The organism is Spirillospora sp. NPDC049024 (genome assembly GCF_040649235.1).
Classification (GTDB): domain Bacteria; phylum Actinomycetota; class Actinomycetes; order Streptosporangiales; family Streptosporangiaceae; genus Spirillospora.
The window spans coordinates 1-25,539 of sequence record NZ_JBEZFD010000003.1; the positions used below are offsets into that span (position 1 = coordinate 1).

25 protein-coding genes are annotated in these 25,539 nt (G+C 72.8%); 7 read left to right on the forward strand and 18 right to left on the reverse strand.

All coding sequences use genetic code 11. The features are described from left to right. The first annotated feature begins 313 nt into the window (after positions 1-313). The 3 genes from AB0C21_RS05580 to AB0C21_RS05590 all read left to right on the forward strand — a co-directional run bounded on the left by AB0C21_RS05580 (position 314) and on the right by AB0C21_RS05590 (position 4,345). On the forward strand, positions 314-727 hold the full coding sequence (locus AB0C21_RS05580; RefSeq protein ID WP_500202869.1) for an ATP-binding protein: 414 nt from the start codon (positions 314-316) through the stop codon (positions 725-727). After that, positions 706-1,080 (forward strand): hypothetical protein, encoded by a 375-nt coding sequence (locus AB0C21_RS05585; RefSeq protein WP_500202870.1) that lies wholly within the window; start codon positions 706-708, stop codon positions 1,078-1,080. The genes AB0C21_RS05580 and AB0C21_RS05585 overlap by 22 nt, the downstream gene beginning before the upstream one ends. 70 nt (positions 1,081-1,150) lie before the next feature. After that, a complete protein-coding gene (locus AB0C21_RS05590; protein WP_500202871.1) occupies positions 1,151-4,345 on the forward strand; it encodes an ATP-binding protein in 3,195 nt (1,064 codons plus the stop codon). A gap of 16 nt (positions 4,346-4,361) precedes the next feature. Here the strand turns inward: AB0C21_RS05590 and AB0C21_RS05595 are convergent, their stop codons facing one another. The 10 genes from AB0C21_RS05595 to AB0C21_RS05640 all read right to left on the reverse strand — a co-directional run bounded on the left by AB0C21_RS05595 (position 4,362) and on the right by AB0C21_RS05640 (position 14,076). Next, complete coding sequence (locus AB0C21_RS05595) at positions 4,362-5,147, reverse strand: ABC transporter permease (protein ID WP_500202872.1); 786 nt, start codon at positions 5,145-5,147, stop codon at positions 4,362-4,364. Next, a complete protein-coding gene (locus tag AB0C21_RS05600) occupies positions 5,144-6,127 on the reverse strand; it encodes an ATP-binding cassette domain-containing protein (RefSeq protein WP_500202873.1) in 984 nt (327 codons plus the stop codon). The genes AB0C21_RS05595 and AB0C21_RS05600 overlap by 4 nt, the downstream gene beginning before the upstream one ends. Positions 6,128-6,210: 83 nt before the next feature. Next, on the reverse strand, positions 6,211-7,398 hold the full coding sequence (locus tag AB0C21_RS05605; protein WP_500202875.1) for a cytochrome P450: 1,188 nt from the start codon (positions 7,396-7,398) through the stop codon (positions 6,211-6,213). A 167-nt stretch (positions 7,399-7,565) separates the two neighbouring features. Then, on the reverse strand, positions 7,566-8,735 hold the full coding sequence (locus tag AB0C21_RS05610) for a low temperature requirement protein A (protein WP_500202876.1): 1,170 nt from the start codon (positions 8,733-8,735) through the stop codon (positions 7,566-7,568). A gap of 53 nt (positions 8,736-8,788) precedes the next feature. Beyond that, positions 8,789-9,763 (reverse strand): lysophospholipid acyltransferase family protein, encoded by a 975-nt coding sequence (locus AB0C21_RS05615; protein WP_500202877.1) that lies wholly within the window; start codon positions 9,761-9,763, stop codon positions 8,789-8,791. Positions 9,764-9,796: 33 nt separating this feature from the next. Beyond that, positions 9,797-10,792, reverse strand: coding sequence for an NAD-dependent epimerase/dehydratase family protein (locus tag AB0C21_RS05620; protein ID WP_500203306.1), 996 nt, complete (start codon positions 10,790-10,792; stop codon positions 9,797-9,799). Positions 10,793-10,838: 46 nt separating this feature from the next. Beyond that, positions 10,839-10,937, reverse strand: coding sequence for a 30S ribosomal protein bS22 (locus AB0C21_RS05625; protein WP_018654693.1), 99 nt, complete (start codon positions 10,935-10,937; stop codon positions 10,839-10,841). Positions 10,938-11,308: 371 nt separating this feature from the next. Beyond that, entirely contained in the window at positions 11,309-11,512 is a 204-nt protein-coding gene (locus AB0C21_RS05630) for a helix-turn-helix domain-containing protein (RefSeq protein ID WP_021591693.1), read from the reverse strand. Between the two features lie 361 nt (positions 11,513-11,873). Further along, positions 11,874-12,731: a phosphatase gene (locus AB0C21_RS05635; RefSeq protein ID WP_500203307.1), complete on the reverse strand. Its 858-nt coding sequence runs from the start codon at positions 12,729-12,731 to the stop codon at positions 11,874-11,876. Between the two features lie 130 nt (positions 12,732-12,861). Further along, on the reverse strand, positions 12,862-14,076 hold the full coding sequence (locus tag AB0C21_RS05640) for an acetoin utilization protein AcuC (protein ID WP_500202878.1): 1,215 nt from the start codon (positions 14,074-14,076) through the stop codon (positions 12,862-12,864). Between the two features lie 166 nt (positions 14,077-14,242). On the opposite strand from AB0C21_RS05640, the gene AB0C21_RS05645 reads away from it, so the two are divergent. After that, positions 14,243-15,301 (forward strand): alpha/beta hydrolase, encoded by a 1,059-nt coding sequence (locus AB0C21_RS05645; RefSeq protein WP_500202879.1) that lies wholly within the window; start codon positions 14,243-14,245, stop codon positions 15,299-15,301. On the opposite strand, the gene AB0C21_RS05650 is transcribed toward AB0C21_RS05645, so the two are convergent. The 8 genes from AB0C21_RS05650 to AB0C21_RS05685 form a co-directional block, all read right to left on the reverse strand. Further along, a complete protein-coding gene (locus AB0C21_RS05650; RefSeq protein ID WP_500202881.1) occupies positions 15,298-15,453 on the reverse strand; it encodes a hypothetical protein in 156 nt (51 codons plus the stop codon). The genes AB0C21_RS05645 and AB0C21_RS05650 overlap by 4 nt on opposite strands. A gap of 180 nt (positions 15,454-15,633) precedes the next feature. Continuing rightward, complete coding sequence (proC, locus tag AB0C21_RS05655; RefSeq protein ID WP_149259747.1) at positions 15,634-16,428, reverse strand: pyrroline-5-carboxylate reductase; 795 nt, start codon at positions 16,426-16,428, stop codon at positions 15,634-15,636. A gap of 76 nt (positions 16,429-16,504) precedes the next feature. Continuing rightward, positions 16,505-17,425: a proline dehydrogenase family protein gene (locus AB0C21_RS05660; protein WP_500202882.1), complete on the reverse strand. Its 921-nt coding sequence runs from the start codon at positions 17,423-17,425 to the stop codon at positions 16,505-16,507. Between the two features lie 90 nt (positions 17,426-17,515). Beyond that, positions 17,516-18,691: an LCP family protein gene (locus AB0C21_RS05665; protein WP_500202883.1), complete on the reverse strand. Its 1,176-nt coding sequence runs from the start codon at positions 18,689-18,691 to the stop codon at positions 17,516-17,518. A gap of 130 nt (positions 18,692-18,821) precedes the next feature. Continuing rightward, positions 18,822-19,556 (reverse strand): ABC transporter permease, encoded by a 735-nt coding sequence (locus AB0C21_RS05670; protein WP_500202884.1) that lies wholly within the window; start codon positions 19,554-19,556, stop codon positions 18,822-18,824. Further along, positions 19,553-20,302, reverse strand: coding sequence for an ABC transporter ATP-binding protein (locus AB0C21_RS05675; RefSeq protein WP_500202885.1), 750 nt, complete (start codon positions 20,300-20,302; stop codon positions 19,553-19,555). Before AB0C21_RS05675 ends, AB0C21_RS05670 begins: the two co-directional genes overlap by 4 nt. A gap of 178 nt (positions 20,303-20,480) precedes the next feature. Next, positions 20,481-21,104: a TetR/AcrR family transcriptional regulator gene (locus AB0C21_RS05680; RefSeq protein ID WP_500202886.1), complete on the reverse strand. Its 624-nt coding sequence runs from the start codon at positions 21,102-21,104 to the stop codon at positions 20,481-20,483. Next, entirely contained in the window at positions 21,101-21,988 is an 888-nt protein-coding gene (locus AB0C21_RS05685; RefSeq protein WP_149259752.1) for a sugar phosphate isomerase/epimerase family protein, read from the reverse strand. Before AB0C21_RS05685 ends, AB0C21_RS05680 begins: the two co-directional genes overlap by 4 nt. 158 nt (positions 21,989-22,146) lie before the next feature. Here AB0C21_RS05685 and AB0C21_RS05690 point away from each other — a divergent pair, with 158 nt between their 5' ends. The 3 genes from AB0C21_RS05690 to radA all read left to right on the forward strand — a co-directional run bounded on the left by AB0C21_RS05690 (position 22,147) and on the right by radA (position 25,506). Beyond that, positions 22,147-22,845, forward strand: coding sequence for a class I SAM-dependent methyltransferase (locus tag AB0C21_RS05690; protein ID WP_500202887.1), 699 nt, complete (start codon positions 22,147-22,149; stop codon positions 22,843-22,845). A gap of 35 nt (positions 22,846-22,880) precedes the next feature. Then, positions 22,881-23,957: an alpha/beta fold hydrolase gene (locus AB0C21_RS05695; RefSeq protein WP_500202888.1), complete on the forward strand. Its 1,077-nt coding sequence runs from the start codon at positions 22,881-22,883 to the stop codon at positions 23,955-23,957. A 91-nt stretch (positions 23,958-24,048) separates the two neighbouring features. Beyond that, on the forward strand, positions 24,049-25,506 hold the full coding sequence (radA, locus tag AB0C21_RS05700; protein WP_500202889.1) for a DNA repair protein RadA: 1,458 nt from the start codon (positions 24,049-24,051) through the stop codon (positions 25,504-25,506). Positions 25,507-25,539: the final 33 nt, after the last annotated feature.

A 25,539-nucleotide genomic window follows, 5' to 3' on the forward strand; every position in this document is an offset into this window, starting at 1 on the left:
CAACCGACCCCGCGCTATCTTCGGATTCAAGAAGCCCAAGGAAGTGTTCGCCGAGCTACTGACCAGCGGAATTGCTTCCACCGGTTGAGGGCAGGATGACCAGCGGTCGGGGGCCATGGTCCGAGGTTGCCCTGTGGCATTGCTTTCGCATTTCCCAGCATGGCACTTTGCGCGATGCTCGGCCAGGGGATGCCGGAAACGAAGGTCGGAATGTTCGACCCGAACGTTTTGACAGTTCCCCATGAAACGGTCATAGCGGAATGCATTTTCGCAATCTGCCTGGCGAATCGGACAGGACGGAGCGGCTCGTCGTATGCATCCATTCACAAAGGACGTCGCGGGGATATGCGGCGAGGACGTTTCCACGCTCGTCCTCGAACCGGACGAGCAGGCGCCGGCCAGGGCGCGGCGGTTCGTCGCCGAGCGCTTCGCCGCTTGGGAGGTCAGCGACGACCACAACGGGCAAGTCATCGTCTCCGAGCTGGTCACGAACGCGCTGCTCCACGGGGAGGGGCCGATCGTCCTCCGGGTGTTCCGGGACGAGCGCGACGGCCTGCCCACGATCGAGGTCTGGGACGGCGGCGCGGGGCGGCCTGTCGTCCGGCAGGAGAGCCTCACATCCATCGGCGGGCGCGGTCTGCTGATGGTGGCCGCTCTCGCACTCGACTGGGGGACGCGGCCGCTGGTGGAGGGAGGGAAGCTCACGTGGGCGAAGTGCGGGCTGTAGCCGCCCTTGCCGAACGCCACCTGCTGCGGTGGCGCACCCGCCGGGGCCACGAGACGGCCGCGCGGTACCTGGACGAGCTGGCCGCCGTCCTGGCTCCGCAGGGCTGGCGGTTCGTGAAGTTCTACCGGCGCGAGGAGTTCCCCGTCCCGGTTCCGCTGCTGTGGATCCACGCGAGGGGGACCAAGGACGTCGGCATCGTGGTGAGCGTCCTCGCGACCCCGGGAGGCGCCTGGGCCTACCACGACGCCCAGCGGGGGCGGCACGGCTACCTGTGTCCGTGCGGCGACGTCAAGAAGGCGGCCGCGCAGATCGACCTCCTCCTGAAGCACCGCCTCTTCCCCTCCACCTGGTGACGGCCTCACTCGGCGGCGCGCCGGACACGCGTTCTATCGCGTTTTGTCGAAGGCGTCCTAGTCTGTCCCCGTGGCTGACTCCCTCCCCCTTGAGCCCGTCCCCAGCGGCTCGGTCGAGTTGAGGCTGCTGTCCGGGGTCGCGTGCCGGGGACGGGACGTCACGAGCCCGCGCCTGCGCGGGCTGCTCGCCCTCCTGGCGGACGAGCCCCGGGCGGGCGTGTCCGTCGTCCGGCTGGTGGACGGGCTGTGGCCGGAGGAGCGTCCGGAGAACCCGGTGAAGGCGCTCCAGGTCGTGGTCTCCCGGGCGAGGTCGCAACTGGGCACGGACGTCATCGCCAGCATGCCGACCGGGTACCGCCTCGGCTTGGACGAGTCCGCGGTGGACGCCTCCGCCGTGCTGCTCGCCGCGTCCGCGAGCGCGCGGAGTTCCCGCGACGGCGACCACGCGGGCGCGCTCGCCCACGCGGAGGTCGGGCTGGCGCTATGGGACGGGCCGCCCGAGCCGGACGACGGTGACGATCCGCTGTCCGTCCTGCGCGCGAACCGGGCCTCGACCTATTGGACGCTGACCCGGGCCCGCGCTCTGGCCCTGGCGCGCCTCGGCAGGCACGCGGAGGGCTTCGAGGCGCTCAGCGGCGTCGCACGGGACCGTCCGCGCGACGAGGAGGTGCTCGCGGAGCTGCTGCGCTGCGAGGCCGCGACGGCGGGTCCCTCGGCCGCGCTGGCGCGGTACGAGTCCTACCGGCGCTCGTTGCGGGACGATCTCGGCACCGATCCGGGAAGCGCGCTCCAGCGCGTCCAGCAGGAGTTGCTCCGGGACGAGGCGCCTGCCGTCCGGCGCGGCGTGGCGCACGAGCCGAACCAGCTGCTCGGCCGGGACGGGGACCTCGCCGCCGTCCTGGGCCTGCTGCGCACCTCCCGCGTCACCTCGATCGTCGGGGCGGGCGGGCTGGGCAAGACGCGGCTGGCGAACGCCGTCGCGCGGGAGGCTCCGGAGCGGGCGGTGCACTACGTCCCGCTCGCCGGAGTCGCGCGGGACGAGGACGTCGCGGGCGAGGTCGCGTCCGTCCTCGGGGTGGGCGAGTCGCCGCGGGCCCGCGGCCGCCTCGGCGGGCCGGGCGACCTGGCCTCGGCGATCGCCGAGGTGCTCGGGCCCGGCTCCGCCCTGCTCGTGCTGGACAACTGCGAGCACGTCGTGGAGGGCGCCGCCGGCCTCGCGGGCGCACTGGTGTCGACGACCGGGGACCTGCGGATCCTGACCACGAGCCGCGCGCCGCTCGGGCTGTCGTCGGAGTCGGTGTACCCGCTGCCCGCGCTGGACCCGCCGACCTCCGCCGAGCTGTTCCGCCGGCGTGCGCACGCGGCGCGTCCGGGTGTGGACCTGCCGCCCGGCCCGGTGGAGGAGCTGTGCCGCCACCTGGACGGGCTGCCCCTCGCGATCGAACTGGCGGCGGCACGCGTCCGGGTCATGTCCGCGGCCGAGATCGCCCGCGGTCTGGACGACCGGTTCGCCCTGCTGCGCGGCAACGCGCGCGACGCGCCGTCCCGGCACCGGACCATGCACGCGGTCGTGGACTGGAGCTGGAACCTGCTCTCCCCGTCCGGGCGGCAGGCCATGCGGCTGCTGTCGGTCTTCCCGGCCGGTTTCACCGCGGCGGCGGCGCGCCACGTCCTGGGCGGCGGCGACACGCTGGAGGTCCTTCAGGACCTTGTCGACCAGTCCCTGCTGGAACCGGCCGAGGGCGGTCCCGAGACCCGGTTCCGGATGCTGGAGAGCGTCCGCGAGTTCAGCGCGGCCCATCGGGAGGCGGAAGGGGAGACCGACCGTGCCGTGAGCGGCATGCTCGCCTGGGCACGGGAGTTCGGCGCGGCGCACCACGAGGCGCTGTTCGGCACCGAGCCGTTCGCGGCCGCAGAGCGCGTGCGGGTCGAGCAGGACAACCTCCAGCAGGCACTGCGCCACGGCCTCGCCCGCCGGGACGGCCCGGCCGTCGCGGCGGTGACCGCCCTCCTCGGCGGCGCCTGGACGCTGGAGGCGGCCTACAGCCGGCTGACCGTCCTGGCGGAGGAGACGGCCGGGCTCCTGAGCCGCCTGCGCCCCGGCCCGGAGGACATCGAGGTCACACGGGCGGCACTGTCCCTCAACGTCCTCGCGACGGGCCTGCTCAAGGGACCGCAGGCGACCCGCGCGCTCGTCGCGCTGCGCCGCCTCCCGCCCGCGCCGCCGACCGGCCTCGTCTCCGCGCTGGCGACGGTGCTGGCCGCCCTGCCGGAGATCCTCGCCCCCGGCGGCTCCGTCCTGGACGAGATGTGCTCCCGGGACGATCCGCTCGTCGCCGCCCTCGCGAACTGCGCCGCCGGATACGTGCGGGAACGCGACGGCGACGTGGCCGGGGCGCTCGCGGCGACCGAGGCCATGCTCGAGAAGACCTGCGAGCCGGACATCCCGTGGTGCCGGCTGCTCGCCCATTCCCGCCTCAGCGAACTGCTGATGCAGCTCGACCAGGCTGACCGGGCCCTGCACCATCTGCGGATATCGCTGGGGCTGCTGGAGCGGTACAGGTGGCCTGACATGTTCGGGCTGATGTGGGCCATCGCGTCGGGCCACCTCGCGCTCGGCGAGTACGACGAGGCCGAGCGGTGGCTCGACCGGTCGCTCGTCCACGGGCCGGAGGAGTCCTTCGGCACGGCCGCCTTCTACCTGGGAGCCCGTGCGGAGATCGCCCTCGGCCGCGGCGACGCCGACACCGGTCTGCGCCTCTGGCGGGAGGCGGTGGAGCGGCTCGCGGCCGAGGAGGGCCCGATGCCGCACACCGGCCTCGACCCGTGGACGGTGGAGGCCCACTGCGTCACCGCCGTCGCGCACGCCCGGCACGGCCGCGTCGCCCTCGTCGAGGACATCGTCACCGGCCTCCTCCCCAGACTGGCGACCCTGGTCGACAGTCCGCCGTTCCCGATGCCCGCGTTCTACATGGACCTGCCCGTCTGCGGCGGGCTGCTGCTCGCGCTGGCCATGGTCGACCTCGCCCGTCCCGATGCCGCCCAGACCGTCCGGACGCGGGCCGCCCGCGCGATCGCGCTGGCGCAGCGCCTCCACCACATCCGCTCCTTCCAGTCGACCATGTCCACGGCGGCGATCAGCCGCGCCGCGCTGGACGCCGACGGGCCGGCGTACCACGACGCGGTGTCGGAGTACGCCGGCCTGGGCCGTGCGGAACTGCTGGCCGCCGCCCGCGAACTCGCGCGCGAGTACACGGCGGGCTGAGCGGCGAGGCGCCGGGTTAGCGGGGCGCCTTCCGGTCGAACAGCACCTTGGAGAACGCGTAGCCGGCGACGGCGAGGCCGACGCACCAGGCGACGGAGACCGCCGCGTCCCGCCCGCTCGGCGTGCCCGCCAGCAGCCCGCGCAGCGTCTCGATCATCGGGGTGAACGGCTGGTACTCGGCGAACCACCGGACCCCGGCCGGCATCGACTCCGGCGGGACGATCGTGCTCCCGACGAACGGCAGGAACTGGATGATCAGCGGCGTGTTGCTCGCGCCCTCGGGGTTCTTCGCGAGCAGCCCGAGCGTGACGGCGACCCAGGTCAGCGCGAACGTGAGGAGCAGCAGCAGGCCGGCGGCCGCGAGCCAGTCCGCCGCGCCGGCGCTCGTCCGGAAGCCCATCGCGACCGCGACGAGGACGACGGCGGCGGTGCTGACCACCGTCTGGATCATGCTGCCCACGACGTGCCCGGTGAGCAGCGACGACCGTGAGATCGCCATCGTCCGGAACCGGTCGACGATGCCCTCGGTCATGTCGACGCACACCGAGACCGACGTCGCCATGCATCCGGACGCGATGGCCATGAGGATGATGCCCGGCGCGACGTACTGGATGTAGTCGCCCTTGGCCGCGCCGCCGACGCCTTCGCCGAGCGCGTTGCCGAACACGCCGACGAACAGCAGCAGGATCAGGATCGGCATCATCATCCCGCCGATCGTCAGGGACGGGTAGCGCAGCGCGTGCCGCAGGTTGCGGCGCAGCATCGTCGCGGAGTCGGCCGCCGCGTGCGTGAGCGTGGTCATCGCGAGGTCACCTTCTCGTCGGTCCTGCCGGACGTGCGGGTCGTGTCGGTCCTGCCGGTGAGGGCGAGGAAGACGTCGTCCAGATCGGGGGTGTGGACGGACAGTTCGCCGACCTCGATCGAGGCCTCCTCCAGCCGTCCGAGCAGCGCCCGCAGGGAGGCGACGCCGCCGTCCCCGGGCACCTGGAGGGCGAGCGCGTCGTCGTCCCGCGTCACCGGGCCGAGCGTCCGCGCCGCCGCGTCGAGCGACGCCTGGTCCGAGAACCGCAGCCGGACGTGGCCGCCGGGGACGAGCCGCTTCAGCTCGTCCGAGGTCCCCTCGGCGACGAGCCGGCCGCCGTCGAGGACCGCGATCCTGTCGGCGAGGTGGTCGGCCTCCTCCAGGTACTGCGTCGTCAGGAAGACCGTCACGCCGCCCCTGACCAGCTCGCGGATGATCTCCCACATGGTGCGGCGGCTGCGCGGGTCGAGCCCGGTCGTCGGCTCGTCCAGGAAGATGATCTGCGGGTCGCCGATCAGCGTCATCGCGATGTCGAGCCGCCGCCGCATCCCGCCCGAGTAGGTGGCGGCCGTCCGGTCCGCCGCCTCCACCAGGTCGAAGCGCTCCAGCAGCTCGGCGGCGGCCCGGCGCCCGCCGGCCTTGCCGAGCCGGTGCAGGTCCGCCATGAGGATCAGGTTCTCCCGGCCTGTCAGCAGCCCGTCCACCGCCGAGTACTGGCCGGTCACGCCGATCGCCCGGCGCACCCCGTCCGGGTCCCTTCCGAGGTCCCGGCCCGCCACGCTGACCTCGCCGCCGTCCGCGGGGATCAGCGTGGACAGGATCCGCACCACCGTCGTCTTCCCCGCCCCGTTGGGGCCGAGCAGGGAGAAGACCGTCCCGCGCGGGACCTCGAAGTCGACCCCGGCGAGGACGGTCTTGTCCCCGAACGCCTTCCGCAGCCCGGTCACCTGGATGGCCGTCTGCCGTGCCTCGATGTTCATGCCCCGAAGCGTGCGCGCCCCTGGCTTCAGGCCGCTTTCAACCGGCTTTCAGCCCCGGCTCCGAGCCCTTCAGGGACTGAAACTCACCAGGTCAGGGGCAGGGTCTCCAGGCCGAGGACGAGGCTGGCGTGCTCGACCGGCCGCGCGTCCGGGGCGATGCGGTAGTCGGGGATGCGTGCGTGCCACTCGCGCAGCGCGATCTGGAGTTCGAGCCGGGCGAGGTGGGAGCCGAGGCAGCGGTGCGGTCCCGCGCCGAAGGCCAGGTGCCGGGCCGGCGGCCGGTCGATGTCGACGGCGGAGGCGGCGGGCACGGCGCGCGGGTCGCGGGTCGCCATGGCGGTCGGGAGCATGACCATGTCGCCCGCCTTCATCGGGCAGCCGTGGATCTCGACGTCGCGGGTGAGCTTGCGGGCGGGCAGGACGGGCGCGTAGACGCGCAGGAACTCCTCGATCGCGTCGGGGATGACGTCCGGGTCGCCGGCCATGCGTGCGCGGGCGGCGCCGTCGCGCGCCAGATGCCAGAAGATGTAGGAGAGCTGGGCGGCGACGGTGTCGAGGCCGGCGAGGAACAGCAGGACGCAGAGTTCGAGCAGCTCCTCGTCGGTGACGGGCCGGCCGTCCACGGTGAACCCGGTCGCGGCGCTGATCAGGTCCTCGCGCGGACGGGTGCGGCGGTCCTGGATGAGCTCGGTGAGGCAGGCCGTCAGCGCCGCCATGGCCGCGCCCCGTCCTCCGGTGGAGGGAGGCGAGTGGAGGATGGCGTGCTCCCACTCGAGGAACTCCTCCAGCCGCTCGGTGGGCAGGCCCACCAGCTCCAGGAAGATGGCGGTGGGGTAGAGCCGGGCGAAGTCGGTGACGAAATCGCATGATCCCCGGGACGCGAAGCCGTCGATCAGCGCGGCGCAGTGCCGGGTGATCCGGTCCCGCAGGACGGCGGCGGCGACAGGGGTGAAGAACGGCCGGAGTAACCGCCGCCACGTCGTGTGGAGCGGCGGGTCCAGCATGACGGGGATCCACTGGTGCGCCGGGTCGGGGTCGGTGACGGCGATCGCGCGGCTGGAGAACGTCTCCGGGTCCTGGAAGGCCGCGAGGATGTCGTCGTACCGGGTCAGCACCCAGAACCCGTGCCCCGCCGTGCTGCGGAACGCCGGGCGCGCCTCGCGCAACTCGTCCATCCGCGCGTGGGACGCCCCGGCGGGGTACGGCCCGGCGAACGGATCGAACTCCACGCGCGGCCCGCCCTCCCCGCTCTGCCCTGTCAGGTCCTGCACGATGGCCTCCTCAGTCACGAGGGCGCGGGGCGGTCCGCACCGCCGCCTCCCCGCTGGATTCAGTTGTGTCCCGTTGGCCAGGATGACACGAGTCCCGGAGCCGGGCGCGGGGTCGGCGGCGCCCGCCAGGCGGGCGCTGCGAGCCGTCGCAGATCAACCCGCCGGTGCTACTCCGCGGTCCGGAGGGTCGGCGCCCGCCGGACGAGGGTCGTGGTGAGGAAGACGGCCAGAAGGGCGGCGATCAGGAGCAGGATTCCCGGGACGCCCACGGCCGGGGCGGCGAGGGTCACGAGGAGGACCAGGAGGGCCGTGGCGACGAGGAGCGCGGGATGCGCGCTCATGGACCCCATCGGAGCGTGCAGCACCCAGAGCATGACCAGGACGATCGCGACCGGGACGGTGACGGAGGCGGCGACCAGCCGCGGGCCCGCCTCGGCGTGATGGGCGAACGAGGCCACCGCCGTCTCCAGGCCCGCGCCGATGGCGGCGAGCGCGGCGAAGAAGACGTAATGGCCGTACCCCCACAGGAAGCGCAGGTCGCGGCTCCGCCCCAGGCCCTCCCCCGCCGGTTCGAGGTAGTAGATCCACCAGAGCGCGAACAGGATGGCCAGCCCCGCCAGGGCGATCGTGATCAGCTCGCCGCTGACCCCGTGGGCCACGGACTGCTGCACCGCGTCGGTGGAGGCGAACACGCTCTCGCCCAGCAGGATGATCGTGAACAGCCCGTACCGCTCGGCGATGTGGTGCGGGTGCCAGGCCGTCCCGCGCCGCCGCTCGGCGAGCGGCGGCACGGACAGGTCGAGCGCCGCGAGCAGGAAGAACACCCACGTCGGGCCCTGGTCCGGCAGGCCGAGCCGCGCCACCCAGAACACCTGGGTGACCGACAGGCCCACCGCGTACCGCAGGGCCGTGGCGCGGCCCTCGGGGTCCTCGACGGCCGCGCGCAGCCAGAGGGCGACCAGCCCGACGCGCATGACGAGGTAGCCCATGGTCATGGTGGTGACGTCGCCGTCGAACGCGGAGGGCACCCCGGCCGCCAGGACGAGGACGCCCGCCAGCTGCACGAACGCCATGAGCCGGTACGGGACGTCGTCGGTGTCGTAGGCGGAGGCGAACCACGTGAAGTTCATCCACACCCACCAGATCGCGAAGAACGTCATCAGGTAGGGCGTGAAGGAGCCGCCGAGGCGGCCGCTCTCGATCGCGCCGCCCAGGCGTCCGACGGTCTGGAACACCGCGGCGACGAACGTCAGGTCGAACAGCAGCTCCAGCGGGCTGGAGACCCGGTGCGGCTCGTCGGGGTCGCGGGCGACCATGCGGCGTCGGAGCGGCGGCATGGCGATCACTCTACGGGGTCGATCATCGCCCCAGAGTGACGCTCCGTCCGCGGTCAGAGGAAGGCGGGGCCCCGGCGCAGGAGGGTCTCGTACAGCATGTGCTGGACCCTCTCGCGGACGTGGTCGGTGAGCTCGAAGACCGTCATGGGGTCGTCGGCGGCGTCCTCGTCGTACTCGTCCAGCGTCATCGGCTCGCCGAAGCGGATCACCCACTTGGACGGGAGCGGGATGAGGCCGGCGGGACCGAGCAGCGGGAACGTCGGGGTGACCGGGAAGTACGGGAGGCCGAGCAGCCGGGCCAGCGGGCGCAGGTCGGCGATCTTGGGGTAGATCTCCTCGGCGCCGACGATGGCGCACGGCACGATCGGGACCCCGGCGCGCAGCGCGGTGCCGACGAAGCCGCCGCGGCCGAAGCGCTGGAGCTTGTAGCGCTCGGAGAAGGGCTTGCCGACGCCCTTGTAGCCCTCGGGGAAGACGCCGACGAGCTCGCCCTTGGAGAGCAGGCGGGCGGCGTCGGCGTGGCAGGCGAGCGTGTGGCCGGCCTTGCGCGACAGATGCCCGAGCAGGGGGATCTGGTAGACGAGGTCGGCGCCGAGGAGGCGGACCTGCCGGTCGGCGTGGTCGTGCAGGGCGACCGACAGCATCAGCGCGTCGAGGGGGATCGTGCCGGAATGGTTGGCGACGAGGAGGGCGCCGCCGTCCGGGATGTTCTCCAGGCCGTCGAGCTCGACGCGGAACCAGTGCTCGTAGAGGGCGCGGGCGAGCGGCAGGAGGACGGCGGAGTTGAACTCGGGATCGAAGCCGAACTCGTCGACCTCGTACTCGCCGGACAGCCTGCGCCGCAGGAACGCCAGGCCGGAGGCCAGCGCCCGTTCGAACTGGCCCGGTTCGGCCGGGTCCTTGCCGGGCGCCTCCCCGCCGGGCGCGCCCCCGCCCGGGCCGTCCCCGCCCGGGGCGTCGTCGCGGACCGCGGCGAGCCGGATGACCTGCGCGCCCTCGTCGTCCCCGGAGTGAGCGTCCATCGTCATCTCGGCTCTCCTTTCAGGCGCGTCCCGAACGGCTCAGGCCCGTCCCAGCAAGGCCGTCAGGCCGCCCCGGACGAAGCCCCGGGCGGCGGCGAAGTCGGCGAAGGCGGCCTCGGAGCTGTACTTCGGGTGCCAGGCCAGCTCCCGCTCCAGTGCCGTGGTGTCGATGACCCGGCCGTACGTCAGCCAGCGCAGCAGCTCCGGGGAGAAGCCGGACAGGCCCGCGAAGCGGCGCCCCATGTCGCCGAGCACCGAGATGGACGGCGCCGGGACCGGCAGGTAGGGCCGCCCCGCGCGGCGCAGGGCCTGCGACAGCAGCAGCACGCCGTCCCCGGCGACGTTGTAGCAGCCGGGGTGGTCCTCGACCGTCATGCGCCGCAGCACCTCGACGCCGTCGTCCTCGTGGACGAACTGCAGCCGCGGGTCGAACCCGAGCACGGTCGGGACGACCGGCAGGCGCAGGTACCGGGTGAGCGGCGAGTCGACGCCCGGGCCGAGGAAGTTCGCGAACCGCAGCACCGACACGGCCAGGTCGGAGCGCCGCCGCATCAGCCCGCGGACGTACCCCTCGACCTCGACGGCGTCCTTGGCGTAGCCGCTCTTCGGCGGCTCGACGGGCTCGTCCCGCTCGGTGAAGACGGCCGGGTCCATCGGGGACGAGCCGTACACCGCCGCCGACGACCGGACGACGAGCTTGCGCATGTCGGGCGAGCGCTGGCAGGCCGCGAGGAGCTGCATCGTCCCGATGACGTTCAGCTCCTTGACCTTCGCCCGCGGCACCGACGAGGAGGTCACCAGGTTGAGGTGCACCACCGTGTCCACCGCCGCCGACGCGATGATCTTCGCGATGCCGGGCGTGCGGATGTCGACCCGGACGAACTCGGTGCGGCCGAGCGACTCCGCCGGCGGCACCGTGTCCACCCCGATGACACGCTCGATGCCCGGGTCGGCTTGCAACGTGTTCGCGACCCGCGCCCCCAGGAAACGGGAGACGCCCGTGACGAGGACGACACGGGCCGCGGCGGCGGGCATGGAGGACACTGGGCCCTACCCCTTCACGGCTGGACGGCCGGTGCGGTCACTTCTTGTTGCGGCGCTGGATGCGCGTCTTCTTCAGCAGCTTGCGGTGCTTCTTCTTGGCCATCCTCTTGCGGCGCTTCTTGATGACAGAGCCCACGGAACCTCGCTCGGCGTATCGGGTGATGTGCAGGAGACGGGCGTGCCGCAGGAGAGCGACTCTCGGTGAGCGGGCACGGTCCGAGGCCCCAGGGTACCGCTGCGGCGGTGGAGATCATGCCGCGGCCTGCCCCGCGGCCCCGGAAAGGCGGGTACGGACGGCGGCCGGCACCGCGCGTAGCACGGCGCCGGGCACCGTTCCGTCCGGGCGGGCGTGGCCGCCGGCCAACGCCCGTCCGCTCGGTGTCCGGACCGTTCTGCCGGTCCTCGTCCTGCTTCCCCAGCTTCGGGACGGTCCCTCGGGACCCTCCCGACGCCCCCTGCACGGCCGGGTACTGAGTTCGCGGCGGGGTCATGCCCCGCCCTTACCCGTTATCCGGCTTCGATGTACGCGTCGCGCAGGTAATCGTGGACGGCCTGCTCGGGAACCCGGAACGAGCGGCCCACGCGGATCGCGGGAAGCTCGCCCGAGTGGACGAGGCGGTAGACGGTCATCTTGGACACCCGCATCACCGCCGCCACTTCGGCCACGGTCAGGAACCTGACCTCGCTCAGAGGTCGCTCGCCTGAGGTCATCGGACGCCCTCTTCCACACGTGCCGCGCACCGGCCCTTCGGGTGACTTTGATCACGCACGTGTACTTCCTCCAGCGTAAATCGCGCACCGGCAGTCGCAAGAGGGGAGTTCCGCACATTTCCGTCTCCGACCTGACCGTGGGGATACAGTGCTGATTCCCTACGGAGCGTGGAGCTGACGGCACCGCCCGTGCCATGACGAACGGTTGTCAACCAAAACCACGGATTGACCTGCGGTTTCGCAGCGTCCGACGGCTCCCGGCAAGCCCATGCGCCTCGTTACGGCAGCCCTGTCACACGCCGTGACAGGCGAGCGGTCGCCACCCAGGCGTCCCCCCGGAGTAAGCCTCCGGTACGGCCGGTCAGCCGGACGGGCGCAGGCCCGCTCGATCGAGGATGTACGCGGTCAGCGGCGCGTAGTGGTGCGCGGAGACCCCGTCGTCGAGCGGGACGACCACGTCGATCTTGCCCTCCGCGGCCCCGGCGAACAGCGCCGGGTCGTTACAGTCCGCGAACCCGACGGTGTCGATGCCCGCCTGCCCGGCGGCCCCGGCCCAGCCGTGGTCGGCGATGGCCAGATCCGGCCAGATATCGGGTTTAGCTTCCCCGCTCTCCCGAAAACCGGTAGTGGCGGCCTCGGAACCGGCGGCGGCGAGCTCCCTGAGCATGGCCTCCATCGGGTGCGGATCGTGCGTGTGGTGCGTGCGGAGGTCCTCGCCCTCCAGCATCGCGACGCCGGGGTCGGCGTACACGAGGCGGCGCAGCTCCGCGCCGCCGTACCCGGTCTCGACCTCGTAGGTCCAGCCGGCGGCGGGCGTCAGCACCCGGCAGCCCGCCTCCCGCAGCGCCCGCGCGACCGCCTGGTACAGCGGCGTCAGCGTGGCCGGATGGCCGGTCGCGACGACCACGCACTCCTTGCGGCGGGCGGCGAGGCCGATGCGCTCCCCCATCGCTTCGAGCGTGTCGAGCGTGATCTCGGGATCGATCGTGTCGTCCCCGTAGATGTGCCTCGGGTCGGGGTCGACGCCGCACCGCTCGACCATCATCTCCAGCACGGAACGCTCCGTCCACGACGGCTTCAGTTCCAGGCCGAACTGGTAGTACGGGTGGCCGTTGGCCATCCGCCGGAAGTGCAGCAGGTTGTTCTGGCGCGGCGTGGCCACGTCACCGGCGATCATCGTCCGGACCAGGTGGGCGCGCAGCTCCTCCCTGGTGGGCACGGGGTTGCCGGGCACCCGGTTCTCGGACACGGCGTTGTCGGGCACAGCGTTCTCAGGCACAGCGTTCTCAGGCACGGCGTTCTCAGGCACGGGGGTCATCGGGTCCCTGGGCGGAGGTCATGAGCGGGGTTCACTCGTCGGTCATCGGGTCGAGGCCGTGCTCGGGGAACACCGCCCGGCGGGTCGCCAGGACCGCCTGGTCCACGGGGTTCCCCGGGTCGTAGCCGTCCCCCCACCTGCTGACGTCGACCGTCTCCGTGCCGTCCGTCATGCGGCGCGGGGCGATCTCCTCGGTCCGCTGCCGGACGAACTCGCGCCAGTCGTCCGGCGTCGCGGTGGCCGGCGGGACGGGGCCGCCCGCCGCCTCGGCCAGCAGATGCGTCCACGCCCGCGGGACGACCTGGACCAGCTCGTAGCCGCCGCCCCCGGTGAGGACCCACCGGCCGCCCGCCGTCTCGTGCGCCAGCCGGTGCAGCATCGCGTAGGCCGTCCGCTGCCCGTCCACGCTGAGGATCAGGTGGGCCAGCGGGTCGAGCGCGTGGCCGTCGGCGCCCTGCTGGGTGACGAGGACGTCCGGGCGGAACCGGCGCAGCAGCGGCGGCACGATCGCCTCGAACGCGCGCAGCCACGGCCGGTCGCCGGTGCCGGGCGGCAGGGAGATGTTGACCGAGGTGCCGTCCACGCCGGTCTCGTCCGGGAATCCGGTGCCGGGGAACAGCGTCCGCGGCGACTCGTGCAGGCTGATCGTCAGCACGCGCGGGTCGTCGTAGAAGGCGGCCTGGACGCCGTCGCCGTGGTGGACGTCGATGTCGACGTAGGCGACGCGCTCGGCGCCGTTCTCCAGCAGCCACGCGATCGCGATCGCCGGGTCGTTGTAGACGCAGAACCCGCTGGCGGCGTCGCTCAGCGCGTGGTGCAGGCCGCCGGAGATGTTCGCGGCGTGCTCGGCGCGGCCCGTCCAGACCGCCTCGGCGGCGGCCACCGACGCGCCCGTGACCAGGGCGGACGCCTCGTGCATGCCGAGGAACACCGGGTTGTCGGGCGTCCCGAGGCCGTGCCCGAGCTCCGGCAGGCCGGTGGCCCCGGAGTGCTTGACCGCCGCGATGTAGGACTCCTCGTGGACGAGCCGGAGCAGCTTGTCGTCCGCCGCCGCGAACTCCGAGACCCGGACGTTCGGGCGGTCCAGGACGCCGAGCCCGCGGGCGAGCGCCATCGTCAGCTCGACCCGCACGGGGTTCATGGGGTGCCCGGGGCCGAAGTCGTAGGAGATGAGCCGCTCGTCCCAGAAGATCTCCAGCCCGCAGTTCTCGGGACCGGCGGACTGGGACGAATCGGAACTGCTCATGACCTCACGGTATCGCGAGGGGGACGTGACCCGGCTCACGGCACCCGCACCGCGGACGCACCGGGGCGGCCCGGCCGGGCCGCCGCCCGCAACACACCTGTGACGTGAATTACACGCAGGAAACGGGCATACCTACATCAGACAGATATCTCCTACGGGGGGGTAAATGGACGACGGCCCCAGCGTTCGCAGCCGCGCGATCAGCAATGCGCTCCGCCTGGGCGTTCGTCCCTTCCTGCACTACCTCCCCGGCCACGCCACCAGCATCCGCACCGCGCGCTCGACGGTGGACGCCGCGTCCCTGCTGCTGCGGCACAGCCCGCACGTGCGCGTCGAGTCCCTGAACGACCCGCCGCCCGACGACGAGGACGGCCGCCCGATCAGGGGCGAATGGATCGTTCCGCGGACTCCCTCCGAGAAGCACGCCGCAGAGGAGCACGCGGCCGAGAGGCGCGCGACGCGGAAGCACGCCGCCGAGGAGCCCGCCCCCGGCGCCGTCCTCTACCTGCACGGCGGCGGCTACGTCGTCTGCTCGCCGCGCACGCACCGCCCGATCACCTCGCGGCTCGCGCTGGACACGGGCCTGCCCGTCCTCGCGCCCCGGTACCGGCTCGCGCCCGAGCACCCGTTCCCGGCGCCGCTGGAGGACGCCGTCGCCGCCTACCGGTGGCTGCTCGCGCGGGGCGTCCCGGCGTCCGGCATCGTCCTCGCGGGCGACTCGGCGGGCGGGCACCTGTCCGCCGCGCTGACCGGCGAACTGTGCCGCCAGGGCCTGCCGAGCCCGGCCGGGCTCATGCTGTTCTCCCCGTGGGTCGACCTGACCTGCGAACTGTCCATGGGCGCGCAGAGCCGCGCCCGCGACCCCTACATCAGCGCGGCCTCCGCGCGCCGGATCGCCCGCCTCGTCGTGGGGCCGACCGGGTTCGAGGACCCGCGGCTGGCCCTGCTCACGTGCGCCTGGACCGAGATGCCGCCCGTCCTCATCCAGGTCGGCGGCGCCGAGGTGCTGCGCACCGAGGCCGAGGCGTTCGCCGACGCCCTGCGCCGCGCCGGCGCCCACTGCGACCTGCAGATCTGGAAGGGGCAGATGCACGTCTTCCAGATCCTGAACCGCGTGCTCCCGGAGGCGAGCGCCGCCATGCGGGAGGCCGCCCACTTCGTCCGGACGGTCACGGGCAGGCCGGCGAAGCGGGCCAAGGCCGGGAAGCGGACGAAGGCCGCCTAGCTCCGGCCGTCCTTCCGCTTCGCCAGGAGCCCGGCCAGCAGGGCCGCAGCGTGGTCTGCCATGAAGCGCGGGACCCGTGCTTTGAGGAGCGCCCTGTGCAGTGCGGACGCCGGGAACGGCATCTCGCCCGGACCTTCGCGCCGTTCTTCCATCCCGGCCCCCATTCCAAGATCAACTGGATGGTAGCCGGGCAGGGGCGGACATGACGCCGAAATCAAGATCTTTTCCTACGCCCCGCGCAAGCTCCATCACGCTGAGTCCACACCTCGCGGCGTCACTCCGCATGCCTTTCGCTCAACGCGCGCTTTCGGGTCCGCGCGGCCGGGCCCGGGTCAGCCGCTCGCGAGTTCGCGGCCCCGGTTGCGGGCCGCCTCGATGGCCTCCAGGACGGCGGCCCGGACGCCGTGCCGCTCCAGCTCGCGGATCGCCGAGATCGTCGTCCCGCCCGGGGAGGTCACGGCCTCGCGCAGCAGCACCGGGTGCTCCCCGGAGTCGCGGAGCATGATCGCGGCGCCGACCGCCGACTGGATGACCATCTCCAGCGCGGCGGCGCGGGGCATGCCGAGCAGGATGCCCGCGTCCACCATCGCCTCGACCAGGTAGTAGAAGTACGCCGGGCCGCTGCCGGACAGGGCCGTGGCGCCGTCCTGGAGCGACTCGGGGATGCGCAGCACCTTGCCGACCGGCGACAGCAGCTCCTCGGCCAGCTTCAGGTGCTCCTCGGCCGCGTGCGACCCGGGCGAGATGACGCTCATCGCCTCGTCCACGTGGACGGGCGTGTTCGACATGACGCGGACGACGGGCACGCCCTCGGGCAGCCGCGCCTCGATGAACCCGGTCGTGATGCCCGCCGCCATCGAGATCACCAGCCGGCCGGGCGGCACGTGCGGGCCGACCTCGTCCAGCAGGGCCCCCATGTCCTGCGGCTTCACCGCGAGGACCAGCGTGCCGGCCGTGGCGGCGGCCTCCGCGTTCGACACGATCTCGATGCCGTACCGCTCCCGCAGCAGCGCGCCCCGCTCCTCCCGGCGCGCGGTCGCCATCAGCTCGGACGGGCGGCGGCCGGCCCGGAGCACCCCGGACAGCAGCGCCTCGCCCATCTTCCCGGCACCCAGAATCGCGATCATCGACATACCTTGACGTGGGGTTCCAACGACCCGTCCAGCCTATCGCCGGGCCGGCCGGCCCCGCCGCGGGACCGCCCTAGGACCGCCCCGCCAGCGAGCGGATGAAGAAGCGCAGGTTGGCGGGCCGCTCGGCCAGGCGGCGCATGAAGTACTCGTACCATTCGCGGCCGTAGGCGACGTAGACGCGGACCTGCGCGCCGTCCGCGGCGAGGCGGCGCTGCTCCTGCGGACGGATCCCGTAGAGCATCTGGTACTCGAACGTGTCGTCGTCGCGCTCGTCCAGCACCGACAGCGCGGCGGCGACCTCGATGAGCCGGGGGTCGTGCGTGGCGAGCATCGGGTAGCCCTTGCCGGCCATCAGCACCTTCATGCAGCGCACGTACGACCTGTCGACCTCCTCCTTGTCGGTGAAGGCGACCGCCGCGGGCGCCGCATACGCGCCCTTGCACAGCCTCACCCGCGAGCCCTCGTAGGCCAGTTCCGCGCAGTGCTCCTCCGCGCGGCGCAGGTACGCCTGGACGACCGCGCCCACGTCCGGGTAGTCACGCCGCAGTTCGTGGACGATCCCCAGCGTCGAGTCGACGGTCGTGTGCTCTTCCATGTCCAGGGTGACGGTCGTACTGGCCGAGCGGGCGGCGGTGCACACCCGCCGCGCGTTCTCCAGGGCGAGGTCTTCGTCGAAGGTCTGCCCGACGGCCGAGAGCTTGAGCGACACCTCGGCACGCCTGCCGAACCCGGCGGCGCCCAGCCGTTCCAGGAGCTCCACATAGTGCGCGACGTTCGCCTCGGCGCGGCCCTTGTCGTGGGTGTCCTCGCCCAGGACGTCCAGGCTGACGAGCAGGCCCTCGCCGGTCAGCCCGCCGGTGACGCGCATGGCGTCGTCGATCGTCTCGCCGGCGACGAAGCGGCGGACCACGTCCTTGGTGAACGGCGCGGTCTCCACCAGCCTGCGCGCGCCGCCGCTGCGCGACGCGGCCAGCAACGCCTGACGAAGCACTGTGCGAACCCCTCGTCCCCGTGCGAACCCGGTCCCCGTGCGTACCGTTTCCTGGCTACCGTCCCAGGTTATGCCGCCGGGGCCCGGCGATCACGACACGGTGCCGAGGCTGTTCCCGGGCCCGTACTGCTGCACGTACTCCTGCATCTTCGCGGTCTTGACCGCCTCGAACAGGGTCTTGGCCTTCGGCCCGTCCAGGAACACGACGCTCTGCTTCTTGCGCATGCCGGTGCCCTTGTGCGGCAGCGTCATGAACATCACGTCGGACGGCCGGATGCCGCGCATGCTGAGCGCCAGCGAGCGCAGGTCGCCCGCCGACACCCCCTCGTCCACGCTGATCGACTTGGTGAGCGCCGACAGGAACCGGTCGAGCTTGAGCGGGTTGGTGAGCGTGCCCCGGTCGGCGGCCTGCTTGGCGAGGGCGCCGAGGAACGCCTGCTGGCGCTTGATCCGGTCGAAGTCGCCGTTCGGCAGGTTGTAGCGCTGCCGGACGAACAGCAGCGCGTCGTCGCCGTTCAGCTTCTGGCGGCCCGCCTCCCAGCGCTTCTTGCGCGCCGGGTCGTACACGCTCTGCTTGATGTTGACGGTGACGCCGCCGAGCGCGTCCGTCATCGACTTGAAGCCCTCGAAGTCGATCGCGCCGAAGTGGTCGATGCGGACGCCGGTGAGGTTCTCCATCGTCTCGATCAGCAGCTTCGGCCCGCCGAACGAGAACGCCGCGTTGATCTTCTGCGCCCCGTAGCCGGGGATCTCCACCCACGAGTCGCGGGGGAACGAGACGATGTAGGCCTTCTTCCGGTCCGCCGGCAGGTGCAGCAGCATGATCGTGTCGGTGCGCTGCTGCCCCGGCTTCCAGACCTGGTTGCCCTCGCCGGTGGTCGCGGAGTCGGCCCGCGAGTCCGAGCCGACGAGCAGCCAGTTCTCGGTCCCCTCGACGTTCTTGCCCGGCCGCCGCGCCCCGTCGTCCGGCATCACGCCCTTGATCCGGTCGATGTTGCCGTTGTAGGAGGACTGGCGCTGCCACGCCAGGCCGCCGATCCCGGCCACGACCAGCGCCAGGAACACGCCCACCGCGATCAGGACGCGGGGCCACCGCCGCTTGCGCCGCGTCTCGCCGCCGCCGTCCGAGCCGCCGCCCCAGAACGCGTCCTCGGCGCCCGGCCCGGGAGCGCCCGGAGCCTCGGCGGCCCCCGGCCCCGCGGGCGTACGCGCCCCCTCGTCGGACGCCTGCGGCCCGTGCGAGCCGTGAAGATCTGGGGAGGTCATGGCGCGAAGCTACCAGCCCCGCCGCGCGGGGACGGCCGACTTCGCCCGCTCTGTCCGCTTACGGCGCACTCGCCCGTCCGGGTAAACCCCGCCCCCCGTTCGCGGGTCGGGGGGCTGCACCAGGCGGGGCTCACGCGCTCCGGCGGCGGAGGGTCACCGCGCCCAGCAGGAGGGCGACCGCCACGAAGGCGGCCATCACGGAGACGTCGAGGGCCAGGGTGCCGCTGAAGTCGGGGCTGGTGCTGATCTGCTGCATGCCCTCGACCGCGTAGGTGAGGGGGAGGACGTCCGCGATCGCCTGGAGCCAGGACGCCATGTTCTCGCGCGGGACGATCAGGCCGCAGAGCAGCAGCTGCGGCAGGACGAACGCGGGCAGGAACTGGACGGCCTGGAACTCGGTGCGGGCGAACGCGCTGGCGAACAGGCCGAGCGCCATGCCGAGCACCGCGTCCAGCACCGACACCAGGACCAGGGACGCGAGCGAGCCGCTCAGGTCGAGGCCGAGCCAGGTCAGCGAGATGGACAGCACGACCGCGACCTGGACGAGCGTGAGCAGCCCGAAGGCGAGGGCGTAGCCGAGCAGCAGGTCGAGCTTGCCGAGCGGCATGGTCATCAGCCGTTCGAGGGTGCCGCCGGTGCGCTCGCGGAGGGTCGCGACGCTGGCCACGACGAACATGACGGTGAACGGGAACAGGCCGAGCAGCATGGGCCCGATCCGGTCGAAGACCATCGGCTGGTCGAACACGTACCGCAGCAGGATCATCAGCAGCGACGGCACGCCGACCAGCAGGGCGAGCGTGCGGTGGTCGTGCCTGAGCTGCGCCAGGATGCGGCGGGTCGTGGCGAGTGTGACGGCAGCGCTCATGTCGGGCTCCCGGCCCTCTCGTGGATCAGGTGGAGGAACGCCTCTTCGAGGTCGGCCGCGCCGGTGCGCGAGCGCAGGCCGTCCGGCGTCCCGTCGGCGAGGATCTCGCCCTCGCGCATCAGCAGCAGCCGGTCGGTGCGCCCCGCCTCGTCCATGACGTGGCTGGACACGACGAGGGTGGTGCCCCGGTCGGCCAGCTCGCGGAACAGCTCCCACAGCTCCTGCCGCAGCACCGGGTCGAGGCCCACGGTGGGCTCGTCCAGGACGAGCAGTTCGGGCGCGCCGAGCAGCGCGACGGCGAGGTTGAGGCGGCTGAGCTCCCCGCCGGACAGCGTCGCCGCCGTCTGGTGGCGGTTGCGGCCGAGCCCGACCTCGTCGAGGACGCGGACGACGTCCGAACGCGGGGCGCCCAGGACGGACGCGAAGTAGCGCAGGTTCTCGGTGACGGTCAGGTCGGCGTAGACGGCCGGCGTCTGCGTCGCGTACCCGACGCGGCGCCGCAGGCCGGGCGACCCGGCGGGCTCGCCGAGCACGGTCACCGTGCCGCTCAGCACGATCTGGACGCCGACCAGCGCCCTCATCAGGGTCGTCTTCCCGCAGCCGCTCGGGCCGAGCAGCCCCACGATCGAGCCGCGCGGGACGTCGAAGGCGAGGTCGTGCAGCACCTCCTGGCCGCCGCGGACGACCCGCAGGTCGCGCACCCGCACGGCGGCCTCGGACGCCTGGGCGGGACTAGAACTCATCATGTGTTGAATTTATGTCGGCATGGGGATCCGGTCAAGTGCCCGAAGGTCCTTTCGCGCAGGACGACCGTCGAGAGCGCGAGCACGAGAACTCGGCGCGGCCCGGTCGCGACCGGGCCGCGCCGAGGAAAAGGCGCGTCGGGAGCGACGACTGGACGAGCAGCGGTGAAGGGGCGGCGGCTCAGGGCGCCAGGTAGCGCTGGAGGGTCGGCGCCACCAGCTCGACCAGTTCCTCCGTGGAGGCGGAGGCCAGCGGTTCGATGCGCAGCACGTGCCGCAGCACCATCAGGCCGACCATCTGGCCCGCGGCCGCCTGGATGCCGAGCGGGGCCGCGTCCGTCGCCTGCGAGGCCCGCCCGAACAGCGCGGACGCGACGAACTCGCGCAGCAGCGCGGCCGCCCGCTCGTTCGTCATCGCCGAGCGGAGCATCGCGAGCATCGGGGCGCGGCGCTCGTCGTCCTCCCACACCTGGAGGAAGGTGCGCGCGACCGCCTCACCGCGGCGCTCCCGGGGGAACGCCAGGATGCGCGGCAGCAGGACGGCCGGATCGACCGGGAAGCGCATCGCCTCGATGAACACGCCCTCCTTGTTGCCGAAGAAGTGGTGCACCAGCGCGGGGTCGACCTCCGCGGCGCGGGCGATGGCGCGCAGCGACGCCCCGTCGTAGCCCTTCTCGGCGAACAGTTCCCGCGCCGAGGCGAGGATCTTCTCGCGCGTCTCGGTCGGGCCCGGCCGGCGTCCCGGACCCCGGCCGCGCGCCCTGGCGGGTTCCGCCGCCCCGCGCCGTTCCCGGGGTTCGCTCACCGGCGCACGCCCCGCCGGGTGACCTCCCCGGCCGAGGTGACCTCCCACGTGTGGGCGGCGGCGGCCAGGTGCAGGCGCGCGAACGCGAGGGCCTCGGCGAGGTCCTCCATCCGCTCGACGCGGCTGGACGCCCGCCGCGTGTTGACCTCCAGGACGATGTGCCCCTTGAAGCCGCCCTCGGCGAGGTTCTCCAGCATCGCCCCGCACGGCTGGTTGCCCCGGCCGGGGACGAGGTGCTCGTCCTTGTTCGTGATGCCGACCCCGTCGGCGAGGTGGATGTGCCGCAGGCGGTCGCCCAGGCTCCCCGCCATGTCGATGGCGTCCGAACCCGAGACGGCGGTGTGCGACAGGTCGAGGGTGACGTGCGGGTAGTCCTGGTCGACGGGGTTCCAGTCGGGCAGGTACATGCCCGCCTCCGCGCCGCGCGCCTTGAGCGGGAACATGTTCTCGACCGCGAACAGCACGTCCGTCTCGTCCTGCATGCGGGCGAGGCCCTCGACGAACTCCTTCGCGTACTCGCGCTGCCAGCGGAAGGGCGGGTGCACGACGACGACCTCGGCGCCCAGTTCCTCGGCCACGTCCTTCGAGCGCACCAGCTTGCCCCACGGGTCGCGACCCCAGACCCGCTGGGTGAGCAGCAGGCACGGCGCGTGGATCGACTTGATGGGGACCTGGTGGTAGTCCGACAGCCGGCGCAGGACGTTCAGGTCCTGGGACGAGGCGTCCGTCGAGACCATCACCTCGACGCCGTCGTAGCCCAGCAGCGCAGCGATCTCGAAGGCGCTCGGTACCTTCTCCGGGTACACGGACGCGGTGGAGAGCGTGATCGGCGCGTCCGGTACGCGGAGCGCCGGTGAAGGGACGCCGTTGTGCTGCGGAGTCAAGGCTTCCTCGCCAGGAATGATCGCTAGGCCGTGTTCGTGAAGCTGTCTCGCGAAAGCTGTGTTCGTAAAAGAGAGCCTATGCCGCCGCGGCCGTGATGAAACACTCGCCCGGAGTGATCTCGCTTGCTCTGCCCGGAGCGCGGCTACCCTCTGTCCCCGTGGCCGAGATCGCGCGGGGCGCCGTGCCGAGCCCCAACATCTGGAACTCCCCTCAGGTCTACGAGCTGGAGAACCGCGCCGTCGACCCCGACGGCGTGCTGGCCGGCGCCATGCGGGCGATCCGTCCCTGGAAAGGCGCCGACGTCCTCGACGTCGGCTGCGGCACCGGCTTCCACCTGCCCTTCTTCGCCGAGGACGCGCGCCGGGTGATCGGCGTGGAGCCGCACGCGGGCCTCGCCTCGGCCGCCGCGCGCCGGACCCGGGACCTCCCGGGCGTCACCGTACGCGTCGGCACCGCGCAGGCGCTGCCGCTGCCCGACGCGTCCGTCGACGTCGCCCACGCGCGGTGGGCGTACTTCTTCGGCCCGGGCTGCGAACCGGGCCTCGCCGAACTGGACCGGGTCGTCCGGCGCGGCGGCGCGATCTTCATCATCGACAACGACGCCACCCGCTCCACGTTCGGCCGCTGGTTCCGGCGCGGCCTGCCGAAATACGACCCCGCCGCCGTCGAGCGGTTCTGGACGCGGCGCGGCTTCCACCGGGAGCCGCTGACGATCCGGTGGGCGTTCCAGAACCGGGAGGACCTCGCGGCCGTCCTGCGCATCGAGTTCCCGCCCGACCTCGCCGACGCCTGCCTGCGCGAACACCCCGGCCTTGAGGTGGACTATGCCGTGAATTTGTGGTGGCGTTGCCCCTGAGTTACCAGTCGGTTGGGTCACGGGAGGAACGCACCATGGGTCGCGCCGCCGCCACGAGCCGAGTCACCGCCGGGAGGGCGCTCGGCGGTCTCCTCGCCGCCACCGCCCTCGGCGCGGCCGGCGCCGGCGCCGGGCTGGTCGCCCAGCGCCGCGCCATGCGCGCCCTGCAACTGCGCCCCGACCCGTTCGCGGGCGAGCCGTTCGGGTCGCTGCGCGGCCGCCCCCTGCCGGTCCGCGCCGACGACGGCACCCGCCTCTACGCCGAGATCGACGGCGAGGACCGCACCGACCTCGCCGTCGTGTTCTGCCACGGCTGGACGCTCACCCAGGACTCCTGGCACTTCCAGCGCAAGGCCCTGCGCGGCCTCGGCCGCCTCGTCTTCTGGGACCACCGCGGCCACGGCCGCTCCGACGGCGGCGCCCGCGACGGCTACGCCGTCCCCCGCCTGGCCCGCGACCTCGGCGCCGTGATCGACGCGACCGTCCCCGCCGAGACGCCCGTCGTCCTGGTCGGCCACTCGATGGGCGGCATGACGATCATGCGGTACGCCGACGAGAACCCCGAGCTGGTCGGACGCAAGATCCTCGCGGCCGGGCTGCTCTGCACGTCGTCCGGGGGCCTCGGCGAGGTCACCCTCGGCATGCCCGCGCTCGTCGCGCGCGTCGCCCACCGCGTCGTGCCCCGCGCCCTCGGCGCGCTGGGCGCGAGCTCCGGCGCCGTCGAGCGGGTCCGCCATCTGGGCCGCGACGCCGCCGCCCTCCTGGAGGACATGGTCGCCTTCGGCCCGGACGCCTCCCCGGCCGCGGTCGCCTTCGCCGAGCAGATGATGACCGACACCAGGATGGACGCCTTCGTCGACTTCCTCCGCTCCATGATCACCATCGACGTGATCAGCGACTGCGCGTCGCTCGGCGGCGCCGACACCCTCGTCCTCGGCGCGGAGAACGACATGCTCACCCCGGTCGAGCACAGCCTGAAGATCGCCGCCTGCGTCCCGTCCGGGCGGCTGGAGGTCGTCCCCACCGCCGGGCACATGGCCATGATGGAGCGGCCCGGCACGGTGTCCGACCACCTCGGCGACCTGATCGAGCGGGCCCGCAAGAACAGCTGACCTCGCCGCGCCCGCGCAGAAACCGGGACGAACCGGGCGCGGGACGGGTGCGGGACGAATACTGTCGGTGTCCGGCTCTACGCTTCCGCGCATGGCGAAGGCGAAGACGGCCAAGGCCGCCTACCGGTGCTCGGAGTGCGGGTGGCAGACGTCCAAGTGGGTCGGGCGCTGCGGCGAGTGCCAGACATGGGGAACGGTCACCGAGGCCGCGTCGGCGACCCCGGCCCGGGTCGTGTCGGCCGGGCCGGTCAGCTCACCGGCCCGCCCGATCGGGCAGGTCGACGTCCGGTCCGCGCAGACGCGCCCCACCGGCCTCGACGAACTCGACCGCGTCCTCGGCGGCGGCATCGTGCCCGGGGCCGTCCTGCTGCTGGCGGGCGAGCCCGGCATCGGCAAGTCGACGCTGCTGCTGGAGGTCGCCGCCCTGGCCTCGACCGCTTCCGGCGACACGGGCGGCTCGGGCGGCTCGGGCGGCTCCGCGGGGCCTGCGGGCGAGAACGTCCTGTACGTGACGGGCGAGGAGTCGGCCGAGCAGGTCCGGCTGCGCGCCGACCGCGTCGGCGCGATCACCGACCGGCTCTACCTGGCGGCCGAGACGGAGCTGTCCGCCATCCTCGGCCACATCGAGTCGGTGGATCCCGGGCTGCTCGTCGTCGACTCCATCCAGACGATCGGCACCTCCGAGGCCGACGGCGCACCCGGCGGCGTCACCCAGGTCCGCGAGGTCGCCGCCAACCTGATCAGGGTCGCCAAGGAGCGCGGCATGACCGTCGTGCTGGTCGGCCACGTCACCAAGGAGGGCTCGATCGCCGGGCCCCGCCTGCTGGAGCACCTGGTCGACGTCGTCCTGTACTTCGAGGGCGACCGGCACTCCCGGCTCCGGATGATCCGCGCCATGAAGAACCGGTACGGCCCCACCGACGAGCTGGGCTGCTTCGACCTGTCCGAGGTCGGCATCGTCGGGCTGCCCGACCCGAGCGGGCTGTTCCTCACCCGCCGCGAGGAGGCCGTGCCCGGGACCTGCGTCACCGTCACCCTCGAAGGGCGCCGCCCCCTCGTCGCCGAGGTGCAGTCGCTCGTCGCCAAGTCGCACCTGCCCGCGCCGCGGCGCGCCACCTCCGGGCTCGACACCTCCCGCGTCGCGATGGTCCTCGCCGTCCTCGCGCAGCGCTGCAAGATCTCCATGCACGAGCAGGACGTGTACGTCTCGACCGTCGGCGGCGTCCGGCTCGCCGAGACCTCCGTCGACCTCGCCCTCGGCCTCGCCGTCGCGGGCTCCACCGTCGAGCAGGCCCTCTCCACCAGCCTCATCGCGCTCGGCGAGGTGGGCCTCGCAGGGGAGGTCCGCATCGTGCCCGGCGTCCAGCGGCGGCTGGCCGAGGCGGCCCGGCTCGGGTTCAAGTACGCCGTCATCCCGCGCGGCTCCCTCGAACTGGCCGACGGGCCCCTCAAACGCGCGGATCCGCAGCTCAGCAGCTACGAGGGAATGAAGGTCATGGAGGTCGACAGCCTCCAGCAGGCGCTGCAGGTGGCCTTTACCGCGCCCTGACAGGCGTCCCGCCAGAGTATTACTTCACACAAC